Raw genomic sequence first — 20,326 nt, 5'->3', positions numbered from 1 at the left:
GCCCAGGTGGCGCCGTTCTGGTTCATGGGGAAGGAAGCTTCACCGGAGGCGTCCTTCATCTTGGTCAGGGTGTCGGTCATGGTGCCCAGGTCGGCCATGGAGATGGCTTCGGGGATGGTGAAGCCGGTGGATTCGGCCAGTTCCTTATCCCAGACCAGGTACTCGGTGATGGAGGAGTCCTTGTAGGAGGGCACGGCGTACAGCTTACCGCCCACTTCGCAGGCTTCCCAGTAATCTTCGGGGATGGAAGCGTACAGGTCGGGGGTGGCGGTTTTGACCAGCTCGCTGATGTCGTAGAAGGCGCCGATATGGATGTCGTTGACATAGGTGTTCATGTTGGTGAACAGGATGTCATACTCGCCGCTGGTGTTGACGATGACGTTGCGGCGGTTGTCCCAGTCGCCCCAGGAGACGACCTGCACGTCCAGGTTGACGCCGATCTTCTCTTCCAGGTAGGGGTTGATCTGCTGCAGCCAGGCGTCATAGTTGGTGGGCTGGCCGTTGCCGACGGTGACCCACTTCAGGGTGACGACACCCTCGGAGCCGGTGGAAGCGGTGTCGCCGGTGGCGGCGGAAGAGCTGCTGCCGCCACAGGCAGCCAGACTCAGCGCCATGGCGCCGGTCATGCCCAGCGCAAGTGCTTTGTAGAACTTTTTCATCTTGTTTCTCCTTTTGTATGGTTGGATTGCGGAGCAGGGAGGGTTCCCTGCCAAAGACACACGGAAAATCAGCCCTTGACCGCGCCGATCGTCAGACCGGAAATGAAGTATTTCTGGAAGAAGGGATAGGCGCAGGCGATGGGGATGACGATGACCACCGCAATGGCCATGCGCACCGATTCCGACGGCATGGAGTTGCGGTACTGCTGCAGGCTCAGGCCGGCAGAGGGGTTGTTGGCGATGTAGTCCAGGTTCTTCATCATGTTGTTCAGCAGGGCCTGCAGGCTGTACAGGTTGTTCTTGGAGATGTACAGGCTGGACTGGAACCAGTCGTTCCAGTACCCGAAGGTGAGGAACAGGCCGATGGTGGCGAAGACCGGCTTGGAGATGGGCACCACGATGCGGCTGAAGATGGTCAGCTGGGAGGCGCCGTCGATCTTGGCCGACTCGATGATGGAATCGGGGATGGTGGTTCGGAAGAAGGTCTTGGATATGATGACGTTGAAGCTGGATACGGCCAGGGGCAGCACCAGGCACCAGATGGTGTCGTTGAGGTGGAGCATGTTGGCCACCACCACGTAGTTGGCGATCATGCCGCCGTTGAAGATCATGGGGATGAAGACCACCCAGTTGAAGAAGTTGCGCAGGCGGTACTGCGGACGGGAGAGCACATACCCCATGGTGGTGGTGAGCAGCACGCCCAGCACGGTGCCGATAACGGTGACCAGCACCGAGATGAACAGGGCGTGGGCGATGGTGCCCCGCTCGTTCCACAGGAAGGTGTAGGCGCTGGCGGAGAAGGTCTCCGGGATGAGGGCGTAGCCGTTGAGGCGGATGGACTCCTCCGAGCTGACCGAGATGATCACCACATAGAACACCGGGAACAGGCAGATGAAGGAGAGCAGAACGAAGAGGGCGTTGAACAGCCCGTTGGTCATGGGCTTGATCTGGTTCAGGCGGAAAGCGGCTTTGGCCTCCTCCTTTTCCAGGGCCTTCTCGGCTTTGCGGGACTGGCGTTTTTCGGAAATGGTCATGACTGTCTCCTCCCTCCTCAGATGATGGCGCTGTCTTCATCGATCTTGGAGACGATGAAGTTGGTCAGCAGGATGGTGATGCAGCAGCAGGCGGCCTGGAACAGACCGGCCGCGGCGGTCTGGCCGACGCTGACCTGGCTCTGGATGGCCTGGTAGATGTAGGTATCGAAGGTGCTGACCACGTTGTACAGGGAGTTGGGCACGCCCTGGGTGACCTGCCAGAACAGGCCGAAGTCGGAGTAGAAGATCTTGCCGATGTTCAGGATGAACATCATGATGATCATGGGCTTGATGGAGGGGATGGTGATGTACTTGGCCTGCTGCCACTTGGTGGCGCCGTCCAGCAGGGCCGCCTCATACAGGGTGGCGTCGATGCCGGTGATGCTGGCCAGATAGACCACCATGTTGTAGCCCATGGACTTCCAGGTGGACATGAAGGTGAGGATGAAGGGCCAGTAGCTGGGTTCGGAGTACCACATGACCTTGTCCCCGCCGAAGAACTGGATGATGTTGTTGGCCAGGCCCTTGTCCGGGTTCAGGAAGGCGTAGACGAAGTAGCTGACCACGACCCAGGACATGAAGTAGGGGAAGAACATCATGGTCTGGTAGCATTTGGAGGCGAACTTGGAGTACAGCTGGTTGATGATGATGGCCAGGGTAACCGGAATGACCAGGTTGATCACGATGAAGACCAGGTTGTACAGCAGGGTGTTGCGCAAGAGCATGCCGAAGGTGTTGCTGGACAAAAAGAAGTTGAAGTTCTTGAACCCGCACCAGTCGCTCTGGAACAGGCTGACCAGGAACCCCTTGCCCGGGACCAGCTTGAACTCCTTGAACGAGATGATCAGGCCGAACATGGGCAGATAGCAGAACACCGCAAACCAGATGGTGGCGGGCAGGCCCAGCAGGGTCAGCTCGGTGTCGTCCCGGGTCCAGTGCCTGCGCCTGCGCTGTGACTGGGCGGCGGGGGCCGCTTTCTCCTTTTTCATGAGATTCGCTCCTTTCTCACAAATAAATTGCCGGTGGCGCGGCCGTTAGTTAACGCCCCGTTAACATCGTTAACATCCCGCAGGCCGCACGTTTTCATTTGTTAGCTTAATATTAACTATTTCACGACCTGATGTCAACCGTCAAACTGCATAAAATTCCGGTCTCTTTGTTGGCTGCGTCATTTTTTTGTAACTTATCAGCCTTATTTTATTTGTTTTGCCAAAATGGTCAATTTTTGAAGTTAACTTTTGTTAACATATATATTGTCTTTTTTTCACGGGCACTGTATAATGGAATTATTCTAAACAATGCAAACGGAGTGTACCATTATGAGCAAACCCACCATGCAGGACATTGCGGACGCCCTATCCACCTCCCGCATCTCCGTGTGGAAGGCTTTGAACAACCGCCCCGGCGTGTCCGACGCCCTGCGGCGCCAGATCCAGGCCAAGGCCGAGGAAATGGGCTATTTCCAGTCCGCCCGACCGGCGGAGCCCGCGCCCCAGACCCGCCACGGCCGCAGCGTGGCGGTGGTGGTCTGCCGGCCGGAGTCCTCGGTGTTCTGGATGCAGATCATCCACCAGATCGCCAAGGATCTGTCCGCCAAGGGCGTTAACCTGATGTATACTTACCTGCCTACCTCTTATAAAGAGGGCTTTGCTCTGCCCGCCAGCCTTACCGACGGGTCGGTGGAGGGCATCATCGTGCTCAACGTCTACTGCCCGCCCCTTCTGCAGATGCTGGCCGACCTGCCCCTGCCCAAGGTGTATCTGGATACCATTCCCGCTTTGCCCTTTTCCCGTTTACACGGGGACCTTTTGTTGATCGAAGGCCGGGAGCAGGTGCGCCAGATCACCGGCCGCCTGCTGGACAAGGGCCACACCAGGCTGGGGTTCCTGGGGGATGTGGCCTACGCCCAGACCAACACCGAGCGCTACCGGGGTTTCCTGGACGCCCACGCCGAGCGGGGCCTGACCCCCGACCCGGACCTGTGCCTCACCGGGCCGCTGGGGCTGCGCACCCACTATGAGGAGATCAGCTATTTCCTGGAACACATGAAGACCCGGCCCGACGGTTTTGTGTGCGTCAGCGACTATATCGCCCACTTCATCCAGCGGTATTTCGAGGAGCACGGCATCGACCCGGAAGGCCGCATCGCCCTCACCGGCTTTGACAACAACAGCGAATACCTGAACATTGCCGACCGCATCACCACCGTGGACGTGCGCCCCAAGACCCTGGGGGCCCGTCTGGCGGTGAAGATCCTCTTCCTCATGGAGCACCCGGGCATGTCCCAGGAGGTCAGCTATGTGAGCTCGGAGATCCTCTACCGGGGGCTGCTGGCCGGGAAGAAATGAGAATCCGCAAAAAAAGCATCGCCCCCGCATGGTCTGCTGCCATGCGGGGGCGATGCTTTTCCGGGGCACCGGCTGTCAGCGGTTCACCTCGATCAGGAAGCGGCTGCTGCCGGCCGGATAATAGCTTTCCGTATATTCGATGGGGCGGTCGTTGGCCATCCGGCCCACCGATGTGATGTAGACGGCGGGCTCAAAGGGGCCCAGCCGCAGGCCCGCGCTCACCTCGGGGGGCGGCGGCACCACTTCCAGCCGCCGGCTGGCCCGACGCACGTCCAGGCCCCGGTCCGCCAGCACGCCGTAGAAGGACAGGTCGGTAAAATCCAGTTCCGCCATGTCCGGGAAATACTTGCAGGGAACGTAGAGGGTGGTGTACACCACCGGGGCGTTGTCGTTGCACCCTTCCAGATGGCGCACCCGCACCAGGCGGGTCACCCTGGCCCCCTGGGGCAATTCCAGGGCCGCGGATACGGATTCCGACGCCCGGACCACCCCGATCTCCAGCACCCGGGTCCGCAGGGTGCGGTGGTTGCGTTCGCTCTCCGCCCGGTAGCCGGTGATGAAGCTGGTGGATTCGTGGACCACCTTCGGCCTTGTCACAAAGGTCCCCCGGCCCTTCACCCGGGACAGGACCCCTTCCCGGGTCAGGGCGTCCAGCGCCTGCCGGAGGGTGGGCCGGCTGACCTGCAGTAAGGCGCAGAGCTCCTTTTCGGTGGGGATCTGGCTCCCCACCGCATACTCTCCCGAGGCAATGCGGGTGCGGATGTATTCCGCCGCCTGCTCATGCAAAGACTTGGCCATGGCTGCCCTCCGTTCCGGTATCCTTGTTCCTTCCAGTATACCAGCGGGGCTGCCCCGGCGCAAGGTCAGGGCCGGACGCTGGCCGCGATCACCATGATCTGCCCGCCGTCGGGGGATTCAATGGCATACTCCCCCGCCGCCTGGGGCAGGATGCAGGTCTCGGCGTAATGCAGCGCAAAGGGTTCAAAGGCGCCGGTGGGGCTGGTGATCAGGGCCCGGGCACCGTCCACCAGATTCAGCACCTGCACGCTGCCGTTCCGGTGCACCGGCATCCGGCCGGAAGTGGTATACCGGTAGGTGTCGATGAACTCCCGCTCATGCAGGCCGGTGCGCTCCACCAGACCGTTCTCATCCCGGCAGACTTCCTTTGTCTGGCCCACCAGGTTTTCCCGCACCCAGGCGGTGTCCCGGTCAAACTGGATGTTCGCCATGCCGTGGTCGATGTGGATGGGCCGGGGCTTGCCGTCCAGGTCCAGGCGCCCCCAGTCCCACAGCTTGAAGGTGAAGATGTAGGGTGTGGCGCTGATCTCCAGCACCATGGTATCGGCCCCCGAGCAGTGGGTGGTCCCCGCCGGGATCAGCACATGGTCGTGCTTTTTCACCGGGATGTTGTTGATGTACTTTTCCGCCGGGAAGGGCGCGCCCCCCGCCTGGGCCAGACGCAGGTCCCGCTCCATGGCCGCGGGGTCTGTCCCCTCCTTCACCCCCAGCCACACCGAGGCGTTCTCGCCGGCGTCCAGGATATAGTAGCTTTCGTCCTGGGTATACCGCATGTTGAAGGTGTTCTGGATGTACTCGGTGAGAGGGTGGACCTGCAAAGACAGGTTCTGCCCGCCCACCGTGTCCAGCATGTCGAACCGGATGGGGAATTCCTTGCCGAAACGGGCGTGGACCCGCTCCCCCAGCAGCGCCCGGGGCTGCTGCAGCACCAGGTTCAGGGCCGGGGTCTGGATGAGGGCGCCGCCAAAGTCCAGCAGCAGGCTGTTCTCCTCCGGCACGCCGTCAAAGCTCCAGGCATAGTTGCTGCCGTTTTCCGGCAGTTCAAAATGGTCCTTCATCCAGTGGCCGCCCCACACGCCGGGGTCAAAGTAGGGCACCATCCGGAACGGGCGACGGGCCGTCTGCCGCAGCGCTTCCCGGTAGGAGGCCCCGTCCACCATGGCGGGGCTGCCCTGGGTGGTCATATCCAGGTAGAAGTCCATGGTGTTGAGCAGATGGTCCTTCTCCCGGTCGGCCCAGCGCCATTCGGCAAAAAAGCCCCGCTTGTACTTTTTCAGTTTGGGCAGGTCGGTCCGGGCAGTGCGCCAGTTGGAAAGCCCCCGGCGATAGCGCAGCTGGATCTCCCAGCGGGTGATGTCGGCCACCACCTGCACATCCCCCGGGTGGACCAGGCTGGCCCCCACCCCATAGACCACCACCGGGCCGTCGGCGGCCTGGATGCGGCTGCGGGCTTCCCGGATCTTGTCCGGATAGAAGAAGTCCTTCAGCCGCCGCACCGTCATGATGCCGAAGACCGGGTCCTCCGGCAGGAGGTCCTGTTCCAGGACCGCGTCCATCTTTTCCGGCTCAAACGCCAGGTCATCGCTGTGCACCACCAGCTGTGCCCCCACCGGCTGCAGGCAGGCCAGGACCTCCTCCTGGTCCACCCCCGGATAGCACTCCACACACAGCACCTTGTGCCCCTGCATGGCCCCGCGCAGAGCCGCCCCGATGGCCGGGGCCCCCTGGCTGACCCGGGCCTCCGGGCACTCCGCCTTCACCCGGGGGAACAGCACATACCGCCCGGTCTCCTCTTTTTCCGCTCTCATCATGACAATGTCCGCCTCCTTGGCCTTGTTGTACCTACAGCATAGGGGACGGGGAAGCATTTGTCAATACATATCTGAAATCTATTTGAGATTTTTTCAAATATGTATTTACATATTCTTGTTTGCCTGCTATACTGTGGCTGTAAAATCACAACGAAAGAAGGCGTTAAAATGGCGGCTCCCCTGCTTTGTCTGGACGTGGGCGGGACCGAGCTCAAAGGGGCTCCGGTGGACAAGGGCGTTCTGCTGGCGCCCCTGCAGCACTTTCCCGCCCAGGCAAAAGAAGACGCCGGTCCCCTGCTGGACCACTTTGCCCGGGTATTCCGGGAACTGGACGCCCGTTCCGGGGCCTCCGGCCCGGTGGGCGGGCTGCGGCTGGCCTTTCCCGGGCCGTTCGACTATGAAAACGGAATCTGCCTGCTCCGGGGCCTGGACAAATACGATGCCCTGTACGGCACGGATCTGCGCCGCGCGCTCTTCACCCGGCTGCAGGACCGGGTGCCGGCGCCGCAGGACATCCGGTTCATCAACGATGTGGCCGCCTTTGCCCTGGGTGAGATCCGGTACGGCAGCGCGGCCGGCAGCCGGCGGTCCCTGGCGGTGTGCATCGGTACCGGATGCGGCAGTGCTTTCGGTCTGGGGGACAGCCTTGCCCCCGAGGGCTCGCCCGGGGTCCCTCCCGGCGGCTATATTTATTCGGCGCCCTTTCTGGACAGCTGCATCGACGACTATATCAGCAAGCGCGGCCTGATGGCCCTGTGCGCCCAGCGGCTGGGGCAGCCCCTGGAGGGCGCCCAGCTGGCGGCCCTGTGTGCCCAGGGTGACCGGGAGGCCCTGGCCTGCTTTGCGGCCTTCGGCATCCGGCTGCGGGACGCCCTGGACCCCTTTTTGCGGGCATTCCGCCCCCAGTGCCTCTGCCTGGGCGGGCAGGTCACCCGGAGTTTCTGTTATTTCGGGGAACCGCTGGCCGGCCTCTGTTCCCGGCTGGACGTGACCCTGCACGTCACCGCCGACACCTCCGTGCGGGCGCTGCAGGGGCTTTGCACAATTTGAAAAAAGAAGACATCCCCGCCGGAATGGTGTATACTGGAAGCATCAAAAAGAAACGGAGGAACGCGGCATGAACAGCAGCATCACCATTCACATCTTTTACACCGGGACCAACGGCAGCGCCCGGGACTTTGCCCGGGAGATGACCGAAAGCGGTCTGGTGGACCGCATCCGCGCCGAGGAGGGCAACCTGGGCTACGCCTACTACTACCCCGCCCAGGACCCGGAGACGGTCCTGCTCATCGACCGCTGGCGGGACCAGGGGGCCATTGACGCCCACCACAAGTCCGATATGATGGACGCCATCGCCCAGCTGCGCAAGAAGTACCACCTGAAGATGCGGGTGGAGCGCTTCCGGGACGCCGACTGAACCTTTTGCAGACAAAACAGCCCCCGGGCCGCCTTTCGGCGGCCCGGGGGCTGTTTTGTTCCGGTGCGGGTCAGGGGGTTTCCTGGGGCTGGACAAAGTGGGCGGTCCGGTAATCCCGGGGGGCCATGCCGTACACCGACTTGAAGGCCCGGGAAAAATGCAGCTGGTTGGCATAGCTGACCATGGCGCTGATGGCGCTGATGGGCAGGGTGCTCTCCTTCAGCAGCTGGGCCGCCCGGGCCATGCGGTAGTGGAGCAGGAAGGCCTGGGGGCTTTCCCCCATGGTGTCCCGGAAGACCTTGCCGAAATAGCTGCGGTTCAGCCCGCAGAAGGCGGCGATCTCCTCGATGGAGATGTCCCGCTGGTAGTTCTGTTCAATAAAGGAAAGGGCTTCCTTCATGTAAAAGTCCCGCAGCCGGCGCTGGCTTTGCTCCCGGTGGGCGGAGGAGGACTGCACCAGCCGGTCCAGGAAGAGGAACCCCTGCCCGATGATGTGGATGGGGCTGGCCTGGGGATGGTTGACGATGTAGAGCATCTGTTCCTGCAGCAGGCGGCCGGCCTCCCGGTTCAGGGGGGTGTACACCGGCTGGCGGCGGCTGAGCCCCGCCAGACTCAGGCTTTCCCGGGCACGCAGGCCGTCGAACTCGATCCAGGTGTACTCCCACGGGTCCTCCCGGTCGGAGACATAGGTGGTGGGCACCCCCGGCACGATGAGGAACCCGTGCCCCCCTTCGATCTTGTAGGCCTGGTCGTCGTCATACAGCACCCCCCGCCCCGCTATGACATAATGGAACAGATAGTGGTTGCGGGCGTGGGGACCGTAGGAGTGCAGCGGCTCGGTGCGCTCCCACCCGTACTGGTACAGGTTCAGGTCCACAAAACGCTCGTCCTGGAAAACATGAAACTTCAGCTTGTTTTCTGTCTGGATATCGTTATTCTGCTGCATTGCCGGCCACCCCCGTAATTTTTCTTGTTTTTTTCTTATTATATACCCTGATGCGTCATGACTTCAACGAAAATTGCAGAAAACCGCTAAATTGAGATATAAAAACTGGCAGCAGGATATTCACCCTTTCTTTGTCAGAATGTATAATAAAGCCGTCAGATCGGGAAATAATTTGTGCATAGTGCACATTGCACAAAAAGTTCCCAGAAATTTCAGCACATTGGCAAGGTCATAGAAGACCCTGCCGCTGCCGCACCGGCCGGGCTGGCAGAAAACCACTGCAAACGATCAGACAGGAGGAAAACATCTTATGAACATCAAACGGAAGTTGCTTGCCGGATTGATGGCGGCGTGCGTCACAGCCGGGTTGGGAACCGGGCTGACGGCCTGCGGTTCGGGCGGTTCGGACGGCAGCGTCAACCTGACGTTCCAGATCTGGGACGTGGCCCAGCGGGACGGCATGCAGGCCATGTGTGATGCCTACACCGCCGAGCACCCCAACGTACATATTGAGGTGCAGGTGACCAGCTGGGACGAGTACTGGACCAAGCTGGAAGCGGCAGCCATGAGCAACCAGATGCCGGACATCTTCTGGATGCACACCAACGAGATCCTGAAGTACGCCGACAACGGCAAGCTGGCGGACTGCTCCGACATTGTGGAGACGGAGCATTTTTCCGACATTTCCCTGGCCAACGCCAGCGGGTCGGACGGCAATCTGTATGCGGTGCCCAAGGACAAGGACACCGTGGGCCTTGTGTACAACAAGGAAATGTTTGATGAGGCAGGCGTGGCCTACCCCGACGAGACCTGGACCTGGGACGACCTGGTGGACGCTTCCCAGAAGATCTACGACGCCACCGGCAAGTACGGCTACATGGCCTACGGCGATGACCAGCTGGGCTACTGGAACTTTGTGTACCAGGCCGGCGGCAGCATCCTGACCGAGGACAAGACCCGGGGCAATTTCCTGGACCCCGCCACCAAGAAAGGCATGGAGTTCTACATCGGGCTGCAGAGCTATGACTGGTGCCCCGACCAGAACTACTTTGCGGAAACCGCCCCCGGCACCGCCTTCTTCTCCGAGAAGGGCGCCATGTTCCTGGAAGGTGACTGGAACATCCTGAGTGAGCTGCAGAACTACCCCGACATGGTGGGCAAGTGGGACGTGGCTGTCCTGCCCGCCTGCCCGGACCCGTTGAGCGGCGACGGCCGGGCCACCATCTCCAACGGTCTGAGCTACGCCACCAGCGCCAAGAACAAGCACCTGGACATCGTCAAGGACGTGCTGAAGTTCTTCGGCAGTGAGGAAGGCCAGCGCATCCAGGGCGAAAGCGGCGCCGCCATCCCGGCCTATGAGGGCCTGGAAGAGACCTGGGTGGGCGTGTTCGACGAATACCCCATCAACGTGCAGCCCTTCATCGACATGTTCGACTACTGCATCCAGAGCGTCAACAACGCCGCCCGCCCCGAGTGGAAGAGCGAAGTCAGCGACACCCTGCTGAAGATCTATACCGGTGAGCTGGACCTGGACAGCGGCCTGCAGGCCATGCAGGACGCGGTGGACGAAGCCAGCGCCGAGTATTACGAATAAGGAGGCATCGTCATGCAGAAGACATCCAAACTGGCCCGCGACGGTGCGGTGTGGGGCCTGCTGATGGTGGCCCCCACCATCATCGGTCTGCTGGTACTGAACATCTGGCCCTTTATTGATACCATCCGCATGAGCTTTTCCAAGTCCAAGCCCTTCGGCATGTTTGAGTTCGAGGGCATCGACAACTATGTGGAGATGTTCCAGAACACCGAATTCTGGAAAGCCACCTGGAACACCATCCTGTTCTGCATCCTCACCGTGCCGGTGGGCATCTTCCTGGCCTTGCTGGTGGCGGTGCTGCTGAACAGCAAGATCCGCGGCCGCACCACCTTCCGGGCCATCTTCTTCCTGCCCATGGTGGTGGCCCCCGCCGCCGTGGCCATGGTCTGGAAGTGGATTTTTAACTCTCAGTATGGTATCATTAACTCCGTACTGGGAGCCAATATCGGCTGGCTGACCAACCCCAGCATCGTACTTTTCACCTGCGCCATCGTCCAGATCTGGAGCAACATCGGCTACGACGCCGTGCTGCTGCTGGCCGGTCTGCAGAACGTGTCCGCCACTTTGTACGAGGCCGCCGACCTGGACGGTGCGTCCAAGGTCAAGCAGTTCTTCTCCATCACCCTGCCCATGGTCTCGCCCACCCTCTTCGTCGTCATGATCATGCGCCTGATGTCCTCGCTGAAAGTCTTCGACCTGATCTACATGATGGTCGATGAAGCGAACCCCGCGCTGAATGATGCCCAGAGCCTGATGTCCCTGTTCTACCGCGAAAGCTTCGTGGCCGGTGACAAGGGCTATGCGTCCGCAATCGTCGTCTGGACCGTGCTGCTGATCGGTGTCGTCACCATCATCCAGTTCGTGGGCCAGAAAAAGTGGGTCAATTACGAGGTGTAAAGTATGAATACCAGTATGAAAAGCAGCAAAAGACTTTCCACCACGCTGACGTACATTGTGCTGATCCTGGGCAGCGTGCTCATGATCTTCCCCTTCGTGTGGATGATCCTGACCAGCTTCAAGACCCAGGCCGAGTCCATGGCCATCCCGCCCCAGATCTTCCCTTCCACCTGGCAGATCTCCAACTTCTCCACCGCCCTGGCCAGCCTCCCCTTCGTCAACCTGTACGTCAACACCGGTCTGCTCATCGTCTTCCGGGTACTCTGCGCGGTGCTGTTCAGCTCCATGGCCGGCTATGCCTTCGCCAAGCTGCAGTTCCCCTGCAAGAACCTGCTCTTCGGCATCGTGCTGGTGCAGATGATGCTGCCCAGCCAGATCTTCATCACCCCCCAGTACCTGATGCTGGCACACATGGGCCTGACCAACACCATCTTCGCCCTGGTCTTCCCCGGCCTGGTGTCCGCTTTCGGCACCTTCTTTTTGCGGCAGACCTACCTGGGCATCCCCAATGAGATCGCCGAAGCCGCCTATCTGGACGGCTGCAACAAGTGGCAGACCTTCACCAAGGTCATGTTCCCCCTGACCGGTTCCAGCTGCGCCGCCCTGGCCATCTTCACCGCCGTGTTCGCGTACTCCGACCTGATGTGGCCGCTGATCTGCAACACCGACCTGAACAAGATGACCCTGTCCGCCGGCCTGTCCACCCTGAACGGTCAGTACACCACCAACTTCCCCGTGCTGATGGCCGGCAGCCTGCTGGCCATGATCCCCATGGTCATTCTGTACCTCATTTTCCAGAAACAGTTCATCCAGGGCATCGCCATGACCGGCGGCAAATAAGCTGCCGTCCCTGCCCTTGAACGTCCCCGCGGGGGACACCTCCGGCGGCAGGCGGGCTGCGGCAAACCGCCCGCCTGCCGCCTTTCTTGGGAAAACTCGGTGCACGCCCGCCCCGGGCGGCGCGGCGCACCTGGCTATATATTCTTTCTTCAGGAGGAACCCTAGTTATGGGCATTCAATTCGACGCCAGAACGCAAACTTTCACCCTGCAGACCATCCACACCACCTACCAGATGCGGGTGGATGAGCGGGGCCGCCTGCTGCATATGTACTACGGCCGCAAGATCGGCCGCGGCGACCTGCGGGAGCTGTATCCCCCGGCCGACCACGGCTTTTCGCCGGACTATTACCCCTGCCGGCTGCGGCGCGGCGTCTCGCCCGACGTGCTGCCCCAGGAATACACCGGCTGCAACGTGGGGGACTTCCGCCTGTCCTGCCTGGTGGTCCGGGACCCCGACGGCGCCGCCGGGGCGGACTTCCTGTATGAATCCCACGAGATCACTCCCGGCAAATACACCCTGGACGGCCTGCCCTGCGCCCACGACGAGGGCGCCGAGGCCGAGACCCTGTGCATCCGGATGAAGGACCCGGTGACCGGCCTGTGCCTGGAACTGCTGTACGGCGTGTTTGCCGAACAGGACGTGATCACCCGGGCAGTGCGGCTGAAAAACGCCGGCGCCGCCCCCCTGCGGCTGGAAAAGGCGGCTTCGGCCTGCCTGGACCTGCCCTTCGGCAACTGGGACCTGGTGCATTTCCACGGCCGCCACGCCATGGAGCGCAAGATGGAACGGGCGCCCCTGCCCGCCGCCATCACCACCGTCTCCTCCACCCGGGGCGCGTCCAGCCACCACCACAACCCCTTCGTGATCCTGTGCGACCATGACGCCACCGAGGACCACGGCCTGTGCTACGGGGTGATGCTGGTCTACTCCGGCAGCCACCGCACCGACATGGAGGTGGACCAGAACGGCCTGACCCGGGTGGTCAGCGGCCTGCACGACGAGCGGTTCAGCTGGCAGCTGGAACCCGGGGAGAGCTTCACCGCCCCCGAAGTGCTCCTCTGCTGCTCCGCCGGCGGCCTGGGAGACCTGTCCCGCCATTACCACAAGTTCCTGCGGCGCAACATCTGCCGCAGCCCCTTCCGCTATACCCGCCGCCCGGTGCTCATCAACAACTGGGAGGCCACCTACTTCGACTTCAACACCGACACCATCTGCCGCATTGCGGAAAAGGCCGCCTCCCTGGGGGTGGAGATGATGGTGCTGGACGACGGCTGGTTCGGCAAGCGCAACGACGACAACGCCGGTCTGGGCGACTGGTATGTGAACGAGGAGAAGCTTCCCGGCGGCCTGCGCCCCCTCATTGAGCGGGTGAACGCCCTGGGCATGAAATTCGGCCTGTGGGTGGAGCCGGAGATGGTCAGCGAGGATTCCGACCTGTACCGGGCCCATCCCGACTGGGCCCTGACCCTGCCCGGGCGCAGTCCGGCCATGGGCCGCAACCAGCTGGTGCTGGACCTGAGCCGCCCCGAGGTGGTGGACTACCTGGTGGAACGCCTCAGCGCCCTGCTGGCCGAGAACCACATCGAATACATCAAATGGGACATGAACCGGAACATGTCCGACGTATACAGCCGTGCCCTGCCCCCCGAACGCCAGGGCGAAGTGGCCCACCGGTACATGCTGGGGGTCTACCGCCTGCTGGACCGGCTGACCACCGCCTTCCCCCATGTGCTGTTTGAGGGCTGCGCCGGCGGCGGCGGCCGGTTTGACGCCGGCATGCTGTGCTACTTCCCCCAGATCTGGTGCAGCGACAACACCGACGCCATCGAGCGGCTGACCATCCAGCACGGCACCTCCTTCGGGTATCCGGTGTCGGCCATGGGCGCCCATGTTTCCGCCTGCCCCAACCACCAGACCGGCCGCACCGTGCCCCTGTGGACCCGGGCGGTGGTGGCCATGTCCGGCACCTTCGGGTATGAGCTGGACCTGGGCCGCCTGACCGACGAGGAATGCGGCCAGGTGCGCCAGCAGATCAAGACCTTCCAGCGCTATTACGACGTGATCCAGAACGGCGATTACTACCGCCTGCGCGACCCCGACCGCCAGCCCCGCTATGTGGCCTGGCAGACGGTGACCGAGGGTGAAAGCCTGGTCAGCCTGGTGCTGACCCACCCCGAAGCCAACGCCCGTCCCCTGCACCTGTGCCTGAAAGGCCTGGAGGAGGACGCCCTGTACAAGGTGGACGAGCTGCGGGTGTACGGCACCACCGAAACCCCCGAGTCCGGGGACAAACCCGACAGCCAGGTGGGGGCGGTGTGCAGCGGCAGCATGCTCATGTATGCGGGGTACATCCTGCCCCACATGATCGGGGACGCTCCCAGCCTGCAGCTGCATCTGACCCGCCTGCCCTGACCCCACAGAAAACGGAGGAATCAGTATGGACATCGTTGCCATCGGAGAAGTGCTCATTGACCTGACCCAGACCGGCGTGAACGAGGCCGGCATCCCCCGGTTTGCGGCAAATCCCGGGGGTGCTCCCGCCAACCTGGCGGTGGCCGCGGCCCGGCTGGGGGCTTCCACCGCCCTGATCAGCAAGGTGGGGCAGGACGCCTTCGGGCGGTATCTGCGCAGCGTGCTGGAGGAAAACGGGGTGGATGCCCGGGCCCTGGCCGTGGACGAGGAACAGCACACCACCCTGGCGGTGGTGTCGGTGGACGAGAAGGGGGAACGGGATTTCACCTTCTACCGGGACCCGGGGGCAGACTCCATGCTGCTGAAGGATGAGATCCCCCCGGAACTGCTGCGGGAGGCCCGCATCCTGCATTTCGGCAGCGTGAGCCTGACCCGGGAACCCGCCCGCACCACCACCCTCTGCGCCGCCGAGACCGCCCGCAGTCTGGGGGCCCTGGTGACCTACGACCCCAACTACCGGGCCAACCTGTGGCCGGATGAAGCCACCGCCGTGCGCCGGATGCGCAAGCCCCTGGGCATGGTGGATATCCTGAAAATTTCCGACGAGGAACTGCCCCTGATGGCCGACACCGCCGACCTGGCATCCGGCACCGCCGCCCTGGCGGACCGGGGCATCCGGCTGGTGCTGGTGACCCTGGGCGCCGACGGGGTGTACTACCGCTTCGGGGAGATGACCGGCACGGTGCCGGGGGTGCCCTGCACGGTGGGGGACACCAACGGCGCGGGAGATACCTTCTTCGGGGCCTTTCTGGCCCGCCTGTGCCGCCGGGAAGGGGCGCTGGACGGCCTGACCCGCCCCCAGCTGGAAGAGATGCTGGCCTACGCCAACAAGGCGGCCTCCCTGACCACCAGCCGCCACGGGGCCATTCCCGCCATGCCCACTCTGGCCGAGATGAACGCCGCTGAATAAAAGGAGCTGTTTTTGCAATGGCAACCAAGGAGACCCTTTTCCGCCGCCGGGACACCGGGGTGTTTGATGCCCGCATGGCCCGCTGCCATGACGAGCTGGAATGGCTGTTCATGGAGCTGTACGACGACCGGGACGCCCTGAACACCCTGGAGCAGGCCATGGCCGAAGCCTGGGCCGCCCGCAGCCCCGAACTGAAAAAGCTGGACGCCGCCCGGGAGGCGGACCCGGGCTGGTACCGCCGGGGGAACATGTTCGGCATGACCATGTACACCGACCTGTTTGCCGGGGACCTGAAAAAGCTGGCCCGCAAGCTGCCCTATCTGAAGGAGCAGAAGCTGACCTACCTGCACCTGATGCCTCTTCTGAAAATGCCCCATCCCCACAACGACGGGGGGTATGCGGTGGAGGACTTCAACCAGGTGGACCCCGCCCTGGGCACCAACGCCGACCTGGCCGCCCTGACCAAGAAGCTGCGGGCAGCGGGCATCAGCCTGTGCCTGGACTTTGTGATGAACCACACCGCTTCCAGCCACGAATGGGCCCGCCGCGCCAAGGCCGGGGACCCCTGTTACCAGAACTTCTACCACTGTTTTGACGACCGCACCATCCCCGACCAGTACGAGCGGACGGTGCCCCAGGTGTTCCCCAACACCGCCCCGGGCAACTTTACCTGGTGCGAGGAGATGCACAAGTGGGTGCTGACCACCTTCCACCCCTACCAGTGGGACCTGAACTACCGCAACCCCGCCGTGCTGGTGGAGATGACCCGCAGCATGCTCAATCTGGCCAACCTGGGCGTGGAGGTGCTGCGCATCGACGCGGTGCCCTACATCTGGAAGCAGCTGGGCACCAACTGCCGCAACCTGCCCCAGGTGCACACCATCGTGCGGATCATCCGCATGGTGCTGGAGACCGTCTGCCCCGCCGTCATCCTGAAAGGGGAGGTGGTCATGGCCCCCCGCGAGCTGGCCGCCTACTTCGGCACCCCGGACAAGCCGGAATGTCACATGCTGTACAGTGTGTCCACCATGGTCAACCTGTGGAGCGCCCTGGCCTCCCGGGATGTGCGGCTGCTGAAAGCCCAGCTGGACGCCCTGAACGCCCTGGGCCCCCAGTGCTGGTTCGTGAACTACCTGCGCTGCCACGACGACATCGGCTGGGGCCTGGACGAGGATGTGGAGCGGTACCTGGGCATCGACCCCCAGCTGCACAAGGAGTTCCTCTACCACTTCTATGAAGGCCGGTTTGAGGGCAGCTGGGCCAAGGGCGAGGTGTACAACTACGACCCCGCCACCCGGGACGCCCGCAGCTGCGGCACCACCGCCAGCCTGTGCGGGGTGGAGCAGGCCCTGGAACAGGGCAGCGAAGCCGCCCTGCAGACCGCGCTGCGCCGGGACCTGCTGATGCACGGGGCCATGGCCTTCTTCAAGGGATTCCCCATGCTGAACAGCGGGGACGAGATCGGCCAGCTCAACGGCTGGGGCTACAAGAACGACCCCGACCTGGCGGAGGACAGCCGCAACCTGCACCGCACCAGATTCAACTGGGACAACGCCGCCAAGCGCAGCGAACCGGGCACCCTGCAGAACGAGCTGTGGCAGGGGCTGGAAGCGCTGCGGGAACTGCGCAGCGACCCCTGCTTCGGCCCGGATGCCTGGTTCACCACCTGGGACACCCACAACAACGGGGTGCTGGGCCTTGTGCGGCGGCTGGATTCCGGCCGCACCCTGGCGGGGGTGTTCAACTTCACCGCCGAACCCCAGCACCTGTGGCTGGACGCCCTGGACGGCGCCTACCGCGACCGGCGCACCGGCGCCGCCGCCGATGTGCGGGACCTGTGGCTGCAGCCCTACGAGATGCGGGTGCTGGTGAACGAATAAGTTTCCTTCTGTCTGCCCCGCCCCCGGCCTTCGGGCCGGGGTGTCGGGGAAGATTGTTTCCCCCTTATCTGCCAAAGCAAAAGGACAGCCCCTTGCGGGGGGCTGTCCTTTTGCGTTCTCGGAGCGCCGCCGGCGCATGTCCGCCGACGGCGATTTTTTTATTTTGTATTATTTTCGGTTTCTTTACAGTTCGTATTTCTGCTTGTCCGCCACGTCGATCTCGGCGCCGATCTGCACCTCGATGGCTTCCAGGCGGGTGTCAGCCATAAGGGTATGGCGCACGCCGGCGGGCATGGTCACCACGTCCCCGGGGCGCACCGGGCGCTGGTCCCCGTCAATGACGGTGCGGCCCATGCCGTCCACGATGGTCCAGACCTCGTCCCGGTGTTCATGGCTGTGGTAGGTGAGCTGATGCCCGGGGTTCAGCACGATGCGGATGGTGGTGGCCTGGGGCTGCACGTCCAGAATGGTGAAGGAACCCCAGCTCTTTTCCGCAAAGCGGGCCTCCCCTTCCACCTGTTCCACAAAGGGTTTGATGTGGCTGGACCGGCCCTTGTCGCTGACCAGGATGCCGTCGCTGGACGCCGCCACCACCATATCCTTGCAGCCCATGCAGATGATGGGGATGTTCAGCTGGTTGATGACGTTGAGGTTTTCGCAGGTTTCGTCCATCTGCACCTTGCCGATGGCCGGGTCGGCCATGACCTCGCAGAAGGTGTTCCAGGTGCCCACGTCCTTCCACTGGCCGGCGTAGCGCATGACCGCGATGTCCGGCTCGTTTTCGGCCACGGCGTAGTCAAAGCTGATCCGCTTCTGCATCCCGTAGTTGGCCTGCAGGTCCGCAAAGCCCCGGAAATCCAGCTGTTTGTGGGCGATGGCCAGAAGATACCGCAGCCGGAAGGCAAAGACCCCGCCGTTCCACAGGGCGCCTTTTGCGATGTAGGCGGCGGCGGTGGCTTCGTCCGGCTTTTCCTTGAAGCTGGACACCCGGCTCACCGGGTCGGTGCTTTTGGGGATGATGTAGCCGAATTTGGCGCTGGGATAGGTGGGCTCGATGCCCATGAGGGTCAGGTTGGCGGCGTGGGGGTTTTCCGGTCCGGCCAGACGGGCCATCTGCTTCACCGCCGCAAAATAGGTGTCGTCCACATAGGGGTCCACGGGGCAGACCACCACCGGCTCGTCGGGGTGCACGCCCATGACGTCGGTGAGGTAGGTGCAGGCCAGCACGATGGCCGGGAAGGTATCCCGCCGGCAGGGTTCCACACAGACGCTGACCTTGCCCCCCAGCTGGTTCTTGATGGTGCTGACCTGCCGCTTGCCGGTGGCCACCACGATGTTGGCCCGGGGGTCGGCCTGCTTGATCTGGCGGTAGACCCGCTGGACCATGCTCTCGTACTCGCCCTTGCCGTTCTTCAGCAGGGGCACGAACTGTTTGGACCGGATGTTGTTGGACAGGGGCCAGAGCCGCTGGCCGCTGCCGCCGGAAAGAAGGATCAGATTCATAAGGGGTGTCCGCCTTTCTCCCGTGGGAACAGTTTTATCAGCGCTCGGCGCGCATGGGATTGTGGAGGAAGTCCTCATAGGCCAGCCGCAGGCCGTCCTCCAGCTCGGTCTTGTAGGTCCAGCCCAGCTTGGTTGCCTTGCTCACGTCCAGCAGCTTGCGGGGGGTGCCGTTGGGCTTGGAGGGATCCCAGCGGATCTCGCCGGTGTAGCCCACCACCTTGGCCACCAGCTCGGTGAGTTCCTTGATGGTCAGTTCCTTGCCGGTACCGGCGTTCACCGTCTCGTTGCCGGAGTAGTTGTTCATCAAAAAGACGCACAGGTTGGCCAGGTCGTCCACATACAGGAACTCACGCAGGGGGCTGCCGTCGCCCCAGCAGGTGACATAGGGCAGGTTCTGCTCCTTGGCTTCGTGGAAGCGGCGGATGAGGGCGGGCACCACATGGCTGTGGGTGGGATGGTAGTTATCGTTGGGGCCGTACAGGTTGGTGGGCATGACGCTGATGTAGTCGGTGCCGTACTGACGGTTCAGGTACTCGCAGTATTTCAGGCCCGAAATCTTGGCCAGGGCGTAGGCCTCGTTGGTCTTTTCCAGGGCGGAGGTGAGCAGGCAGTCCTCCTTCATGGGCTGGGGCGCCATGCGGGGATAGATGCAGCTGGAGCCCAGGAATTCCAGCTTCTTGCAGCCGTTCTTCCAGGCGGAGTGGATGACGTTCATCTCCAGGGTCATGTTGTCGTACATGAAGTCGGCCAGGGCTTCCTCGTTGGCCACGATGCCGCCCACCTTGGCCGCAGCCAGAAAGACGTATTCCGGCTTTTCCTCGGCAAAGAAGGCTTCCACGGCGTCCTGCCGGGTCAGGTCCAGTTCCTTGTGGGTGCGGGTGATGATGTTGGTGTAGCCCTGACGCTGCAGTTCACGGAGGATGGCGCTGCCCACCATGCCGCGGTGGCCCGCCACATAAATCTTGGCATTTTTGTCCATCATGAGGTAAGACTTCCTTTCTGGGTATTTCCTTTATGAGAGAAAAGGTTGCTGGTTCTTGGGCAAGCGGGAGCTTGCGGGAGAGTTGTTCCTTTTTGGCGTCAAAAAGGAACCGAAAACCGCCACCGTAGTGCTGTGGCTTTATCGGCAAGCGGCTGTTTGCCGGGAAGTTGTCGCTTTTTGCCGCCAAAAAGCGACGGAAAAACCGCCACCGTTTCGAGGCGGTGGACGCCGAC

General features: G+C 62.6%; 16 protein-coding genes and 1 pseudogene. 9 read left to right on the top strand and 8 right to left on the bottom strand.

Features of this window, described 5'->3' with window-relative positions:
* The 3 genes and pseudogenes from Q0K17_RS05875 to Q0K17_RS05865 form a co-directional block, all read right to left on the bottom strand.
* Window positions 1-659 (bottom strand): annotated as a pseudogene (locus tag Q0K17_RS05875) (hypothetical protein); the annotation flags it as partial.
* A gap of 68 nt (window positions 660-727) precedes the next feature.
* Window positions 728-1,693, bottom strand: a complete 966-nt coding sequence (locus Q0K17_RS05870; RefSeq protein WP_366776752.1) for a carbohydrate ABC transporter permease — start codon at window positions 1,691-1,693, stop codon at window positions 728-730.
* 17 nt (window positions 1,694-1,710) lie between these two features.
* Window positions 1,711-2,682: an ABC transporter permease subunit gene (locus Q0K17_RS05865; RefSeq protein WP_294540911.1), complete on the bottom strand. Its 972-nt coding sequence runs from the start codon at window positions 2,680-2,682 to the stop codon at window positions 1,711-1,713.
* 330 nt (window positions 2,683-3,012) lie between these two features.
* Between Q0K17_RS05865 and Q0K17_RS05860 the strand changes: the two genes are divergently transcribed.
* Window positions 3,013-4,041 (top strand): LacI family DNA-binding transcriptional regulator, encoded by a 1,029-nt coding sequence (locus Q0K17_RS05860; protein WP_294540910.1) that lies wholly within the window; start codon window positions 3,013-3,015, stop codon window positions 4,039-4,041.
* A gap of 75 nt (window positions 4,042-4,116) precedes the next feature.
* Here Q0K17_RS05860 and Q0K17_RS05855 read toward each other — a convergent pair whose 3' ends face one another.
* Window positions 4,117-4,839 carry a GntR family transcriptional regulator gene (locus Q0K17_RS05855; protein ID WP_294540909.1) on the bottom strand — a complete coding sequence of 241 codons (723 nt, stop codon included), beginning with the start codon at window positions 4,837-4,839 and terminating at the stop codon, window positions 4,117-4,119.
* A 65-nt stretch (window positions 4,840-4,904) separates the two neighbouring features.
* Complete coding sequence (locus tag Q0K17_RS05850; RefSeq protein ID WP_294540908.1) at window positions 4,905-6,650, bottom strand: class I mannose-6-phosphate isomerase; 1,746 nt, start codon at window positions 6,648-6,650, stop codon at window positions 4,905-4,907.
* 168 nt (window positions 6,651-6,818) lie between these two features.
* On the opposite strand from Q0K17_RS05850, the gene Q0K17_RS05845 reads away from it, so the two are divergent.
* On the top strand, window positions 6,819-7,700 hold the full coding sequence (locus Q0K17_RS05845; protein ID WP_294540907.1) for an ROK family protein: 882 nt from the start codon (window positions 6,819-6,821) through the stop codon (window positions 7,698-7,700).
* 67 nt (window positions 7,701-7,767) lie between these two features.
* Window positions 7,768-8,067 carry a putative quinol monooxygenase gene (locus Q0K17_RS05840; protein WP_294540906.1) on the top strand — a complete coding sequence of 100 codons (300 nt, stop codon included), beginning with the start codon at window positions 7,768-7,770 and terminating at the stop codon, window positions 8,065-8,067.
* Window positions 8,068-8,137: 70 nt separating this feature from the next.
* Here Q0K17_RS05840 and Q0K17_RS05835 read toward each other — a convergent pair whose 3' ends face one another.
* Entirely contained in the window at window positions 8,138-9,013 is an 876-nt protein-coding gene (locus Q0K17_RS05835; protein ID WP_294540905.1) for an AraC family transcriptional regulator, read from the bottom strand.
* A gap of 310 nt (window positions 9,014-9,323) precedes the next feature.
* Here Q0K17_RS05835 and Q0K17_RS05830 point away from each other — a divergent pair, with 310 nt between their 5' ends.
* From Q0K17_RS05830 to Q0K17_RS05805, 6 genes are all read left to right on the top strand, one after another.
* Complete coding sequence (locus tag Q0K17_RS05830) at window positions 9,324-10,607, top strand: sugar ABC transporter substrate-binding protein (RefSeq protein WP_366776749.1); 1,284 nt, start codon at window positions 9,324-9,326, stop codon at window positions 10,605-10,607.
* Between the two features lie 12 nt (window positions 10,608-10,619).
* Window positions 10,620-11,504 (top strand): sugar ABC transporter permease, encoded by an 885-nt coding sequence (locus tag Q0K17_RS05825; protein ID WP_294540904.1) that lies wholly within the window; start codon window positions 10,620-10,622, stop codon window positions 11,502-11,504.
* A 3-nt stretch (window positions 11,505-11,507) separates the two neighbouring features.
* Window positions 11,508-12,344: a carbohydrate ABC transporter permease gene (locus Q0K17_RS05820; RefSeq protein ID WP_294540903.1), complete on the top strand. Its 837-nt coding sequence runs from the start codon at window positions 11,508-11,510 to the stop codon at window positions 12,342-12,344.
* A gap of 167 nt (window positions 12,345-12,511) precedes the next feature.
* Window positions 12,512-14,758 (top strand): alpha-galactosidase, encoded by a 2,247-nt coding sequence (locus tag Q0K17_RS05815; protein WP_294540902.1) that lies wholly within the window; start codon window positions 12,512-12,514, stop codon window positions 14,756-14,758.
* Between the two features lie 25 nt (window positions 14,759-14,783).
* Window positions 14,784-15,728 carry a carbohydrate kinase gene (locus Q0K17_RS05810; RefSeq protein WP_294540901.1) on the top strand — a complete coding sequence of 315 codons (945 nt, stop codon included), beginning with the start codon at window positions 14,784-14,786 and terminating at the stop codon, window positions 15,726-15,728.
* 17 nt (window positions 15,729-15,745) lie between these two features.
* Window positions 15,746-17,608: an alpha-amylase family protein gene (locus Q0K17_RS05805; protein ID WP_294540899.1), complete on the top strand. Its 1,863-nt coding sequence runs from the start codon at window positions 15,746-15,748 to the stop codon at window positions 17,606-17,608.
* A gap of 183 nt (window positions 17,609-17,791) precedes the next feature.
* On the opposite strand, the gene Q0K17_RS05800 is transcribed toward Q0K17_RS05805, so the two are convergent.
* Both Q0K17_RS05800 and Q0K17_RS05795 read right to left on the bottom strand, forming a co-directional pair.
* Window positions 17,792-19,111, bottom strand: coding sequence for a sugar phosphate nucleotidyltransferase (locus Q0K17_RS05800; RefSeq protein WP_294540897.1), 1,320 nt, complete (start codon window positions 19,109-19,111; stop codon window positions 17,792-17,794).
* Window positions 19,112-19,148: 37 nt separating this feature from the next.
* Window positions 19,149-20,093 (bottom strand): GDP-L-fucose synthase, encoded by a 945-nt coding sequence (locus Q0K17_RS05795; protein ID WP_294540895.1) that lies wholly within the window; start codon window positions 20,091-20,093, stop codon window positions 19,149-19,151.
* Window positions 20,094-20,326 lie beyond the last annotated feature (233 nt).

Source organism: uncultured Gemmiger sp. (genome assembly GCA_944388105.1).
GTDB lineage: Bacteria > Bacillota > Clostridia > Oscillospirales > Ruminococcaceae > Gemmiger.
This window is presented reverse-complemented; position numbering and strand designations above follow the sequence as displayed.

Bases quoted from the DNA above. Each gene is read 5' to 3' on its own strand.
- Q0K17_RS05870 (WP_366776752.1), bottom strand. From the start codon at position 1,693: ATGACCATTTCCGAAAAACGCCAGTCCCGCAAAGCCGAGAAGGCCCTG.
- Q0K17_RS05865 (WP_294540911.1), bottom strand. From the start codon at position 2,682: ATGAAAAAGGAGAAAGCGGCCCCCGCCGCCCAGTCACAGCGCAGGCGC.
- Q0K17_RS05860 (WP_294540910.1), top strand. From the start codon at position 3,013: ATGAGCAAACCCACCATGCAGGACATTGCGGACGCCCTATCCACCTCC.
- Q0K17_RS05855 (WP_294540909.1), bottom strand. From the start codon at position 4,839: ATGGCCAAGTCTTTGCATGAGCAGGCGGCGGAATACATCCGCACCCGC.
- Q0K17_RS05850 (WP_294540908.1), bottom strand. From the start codon at position 6,650: ATGATGAGAGCGGAAAAAGAGGAGACCGGGCGGTATGTGCTGTTCCCC.
- Q0K17_RS05845 (WP_294540907.1), top strand. From the start codon at position 6,819: ATGGCGGCTCCCCTGCTTTGTCTGGACGTGGGCGGGACCGAGCTCAAA.
- Q0K17_RS05840 (WP_294540906.1), top strand. From the start codon at position 7,768: ATGAACAGCAGCATCACCATTCACATCTTTTACACCGGGACCAACGGC.
- Q0K17_RS05835 (WP_294540905.1), bottom strand. From the start codon at position 9,013: ATGCAGCAGAATAACGATATCCAGACAGAAAACAAGCTGAAGTTTCAT.
- Q0K17_RS05830 (WP_366776749.1), top strand. From the start codon at position 9,324: ATGAACATCAAACGGAAGTTGCTTGCCGGATTGATGGCGGCGTGCGTC.
- Q0K17_RS05825 (WP_294540904.1), top strand. From the start codon at position 10,620: ATGCAGAAGACATCCAAACTGGCCCGCGACGGTGCGGTGTGGGGCCTG.
- Q0K17_RS05820 (WP_294540903.1), top strand. From the start codon at position 11,508: ATGAATACCAGTATGAAAAGCAGCAAAAGACTTTCCACCACGCTGACG.
- Q0K17_RS05815 (WP_294540902.1), top strand. From the start codon at position 12,512: ATGGGCATTCAATTCGACGCCAGAACGCAAACTTTCACCCTGCAGACC.
- Q0K17_RS05810 (WP_294540901.1), top strand. From the start codon at position 14,784: ATGGACATCGTTGCCATCGGAGAAGTGCTCATTGACCTGACCCAGACC.
- Q0K17_RS05805 (WP_294540899.1), top strand. From the start codon at position 15,746: ATGGCAACCAAGGAGACCCTTTTCCGCCGCCGGGACACCGGGGTGTTT.
- Q0K17_RS05800 (WP_294540897.1), bottom strand. From the start codon at position 19,111: ATGAATCTGATCCTTCTTTCCGGCGGCAGCGGCCAGCGGCTCTGGCCC.
- Q0K17_RS05795 (WP_294540895.1), bottom strand. From the start codon at position 20,093: ATGATGGACAAAAATGCCAAGATTTATGTGGCGGGCCACCGCGGCATG.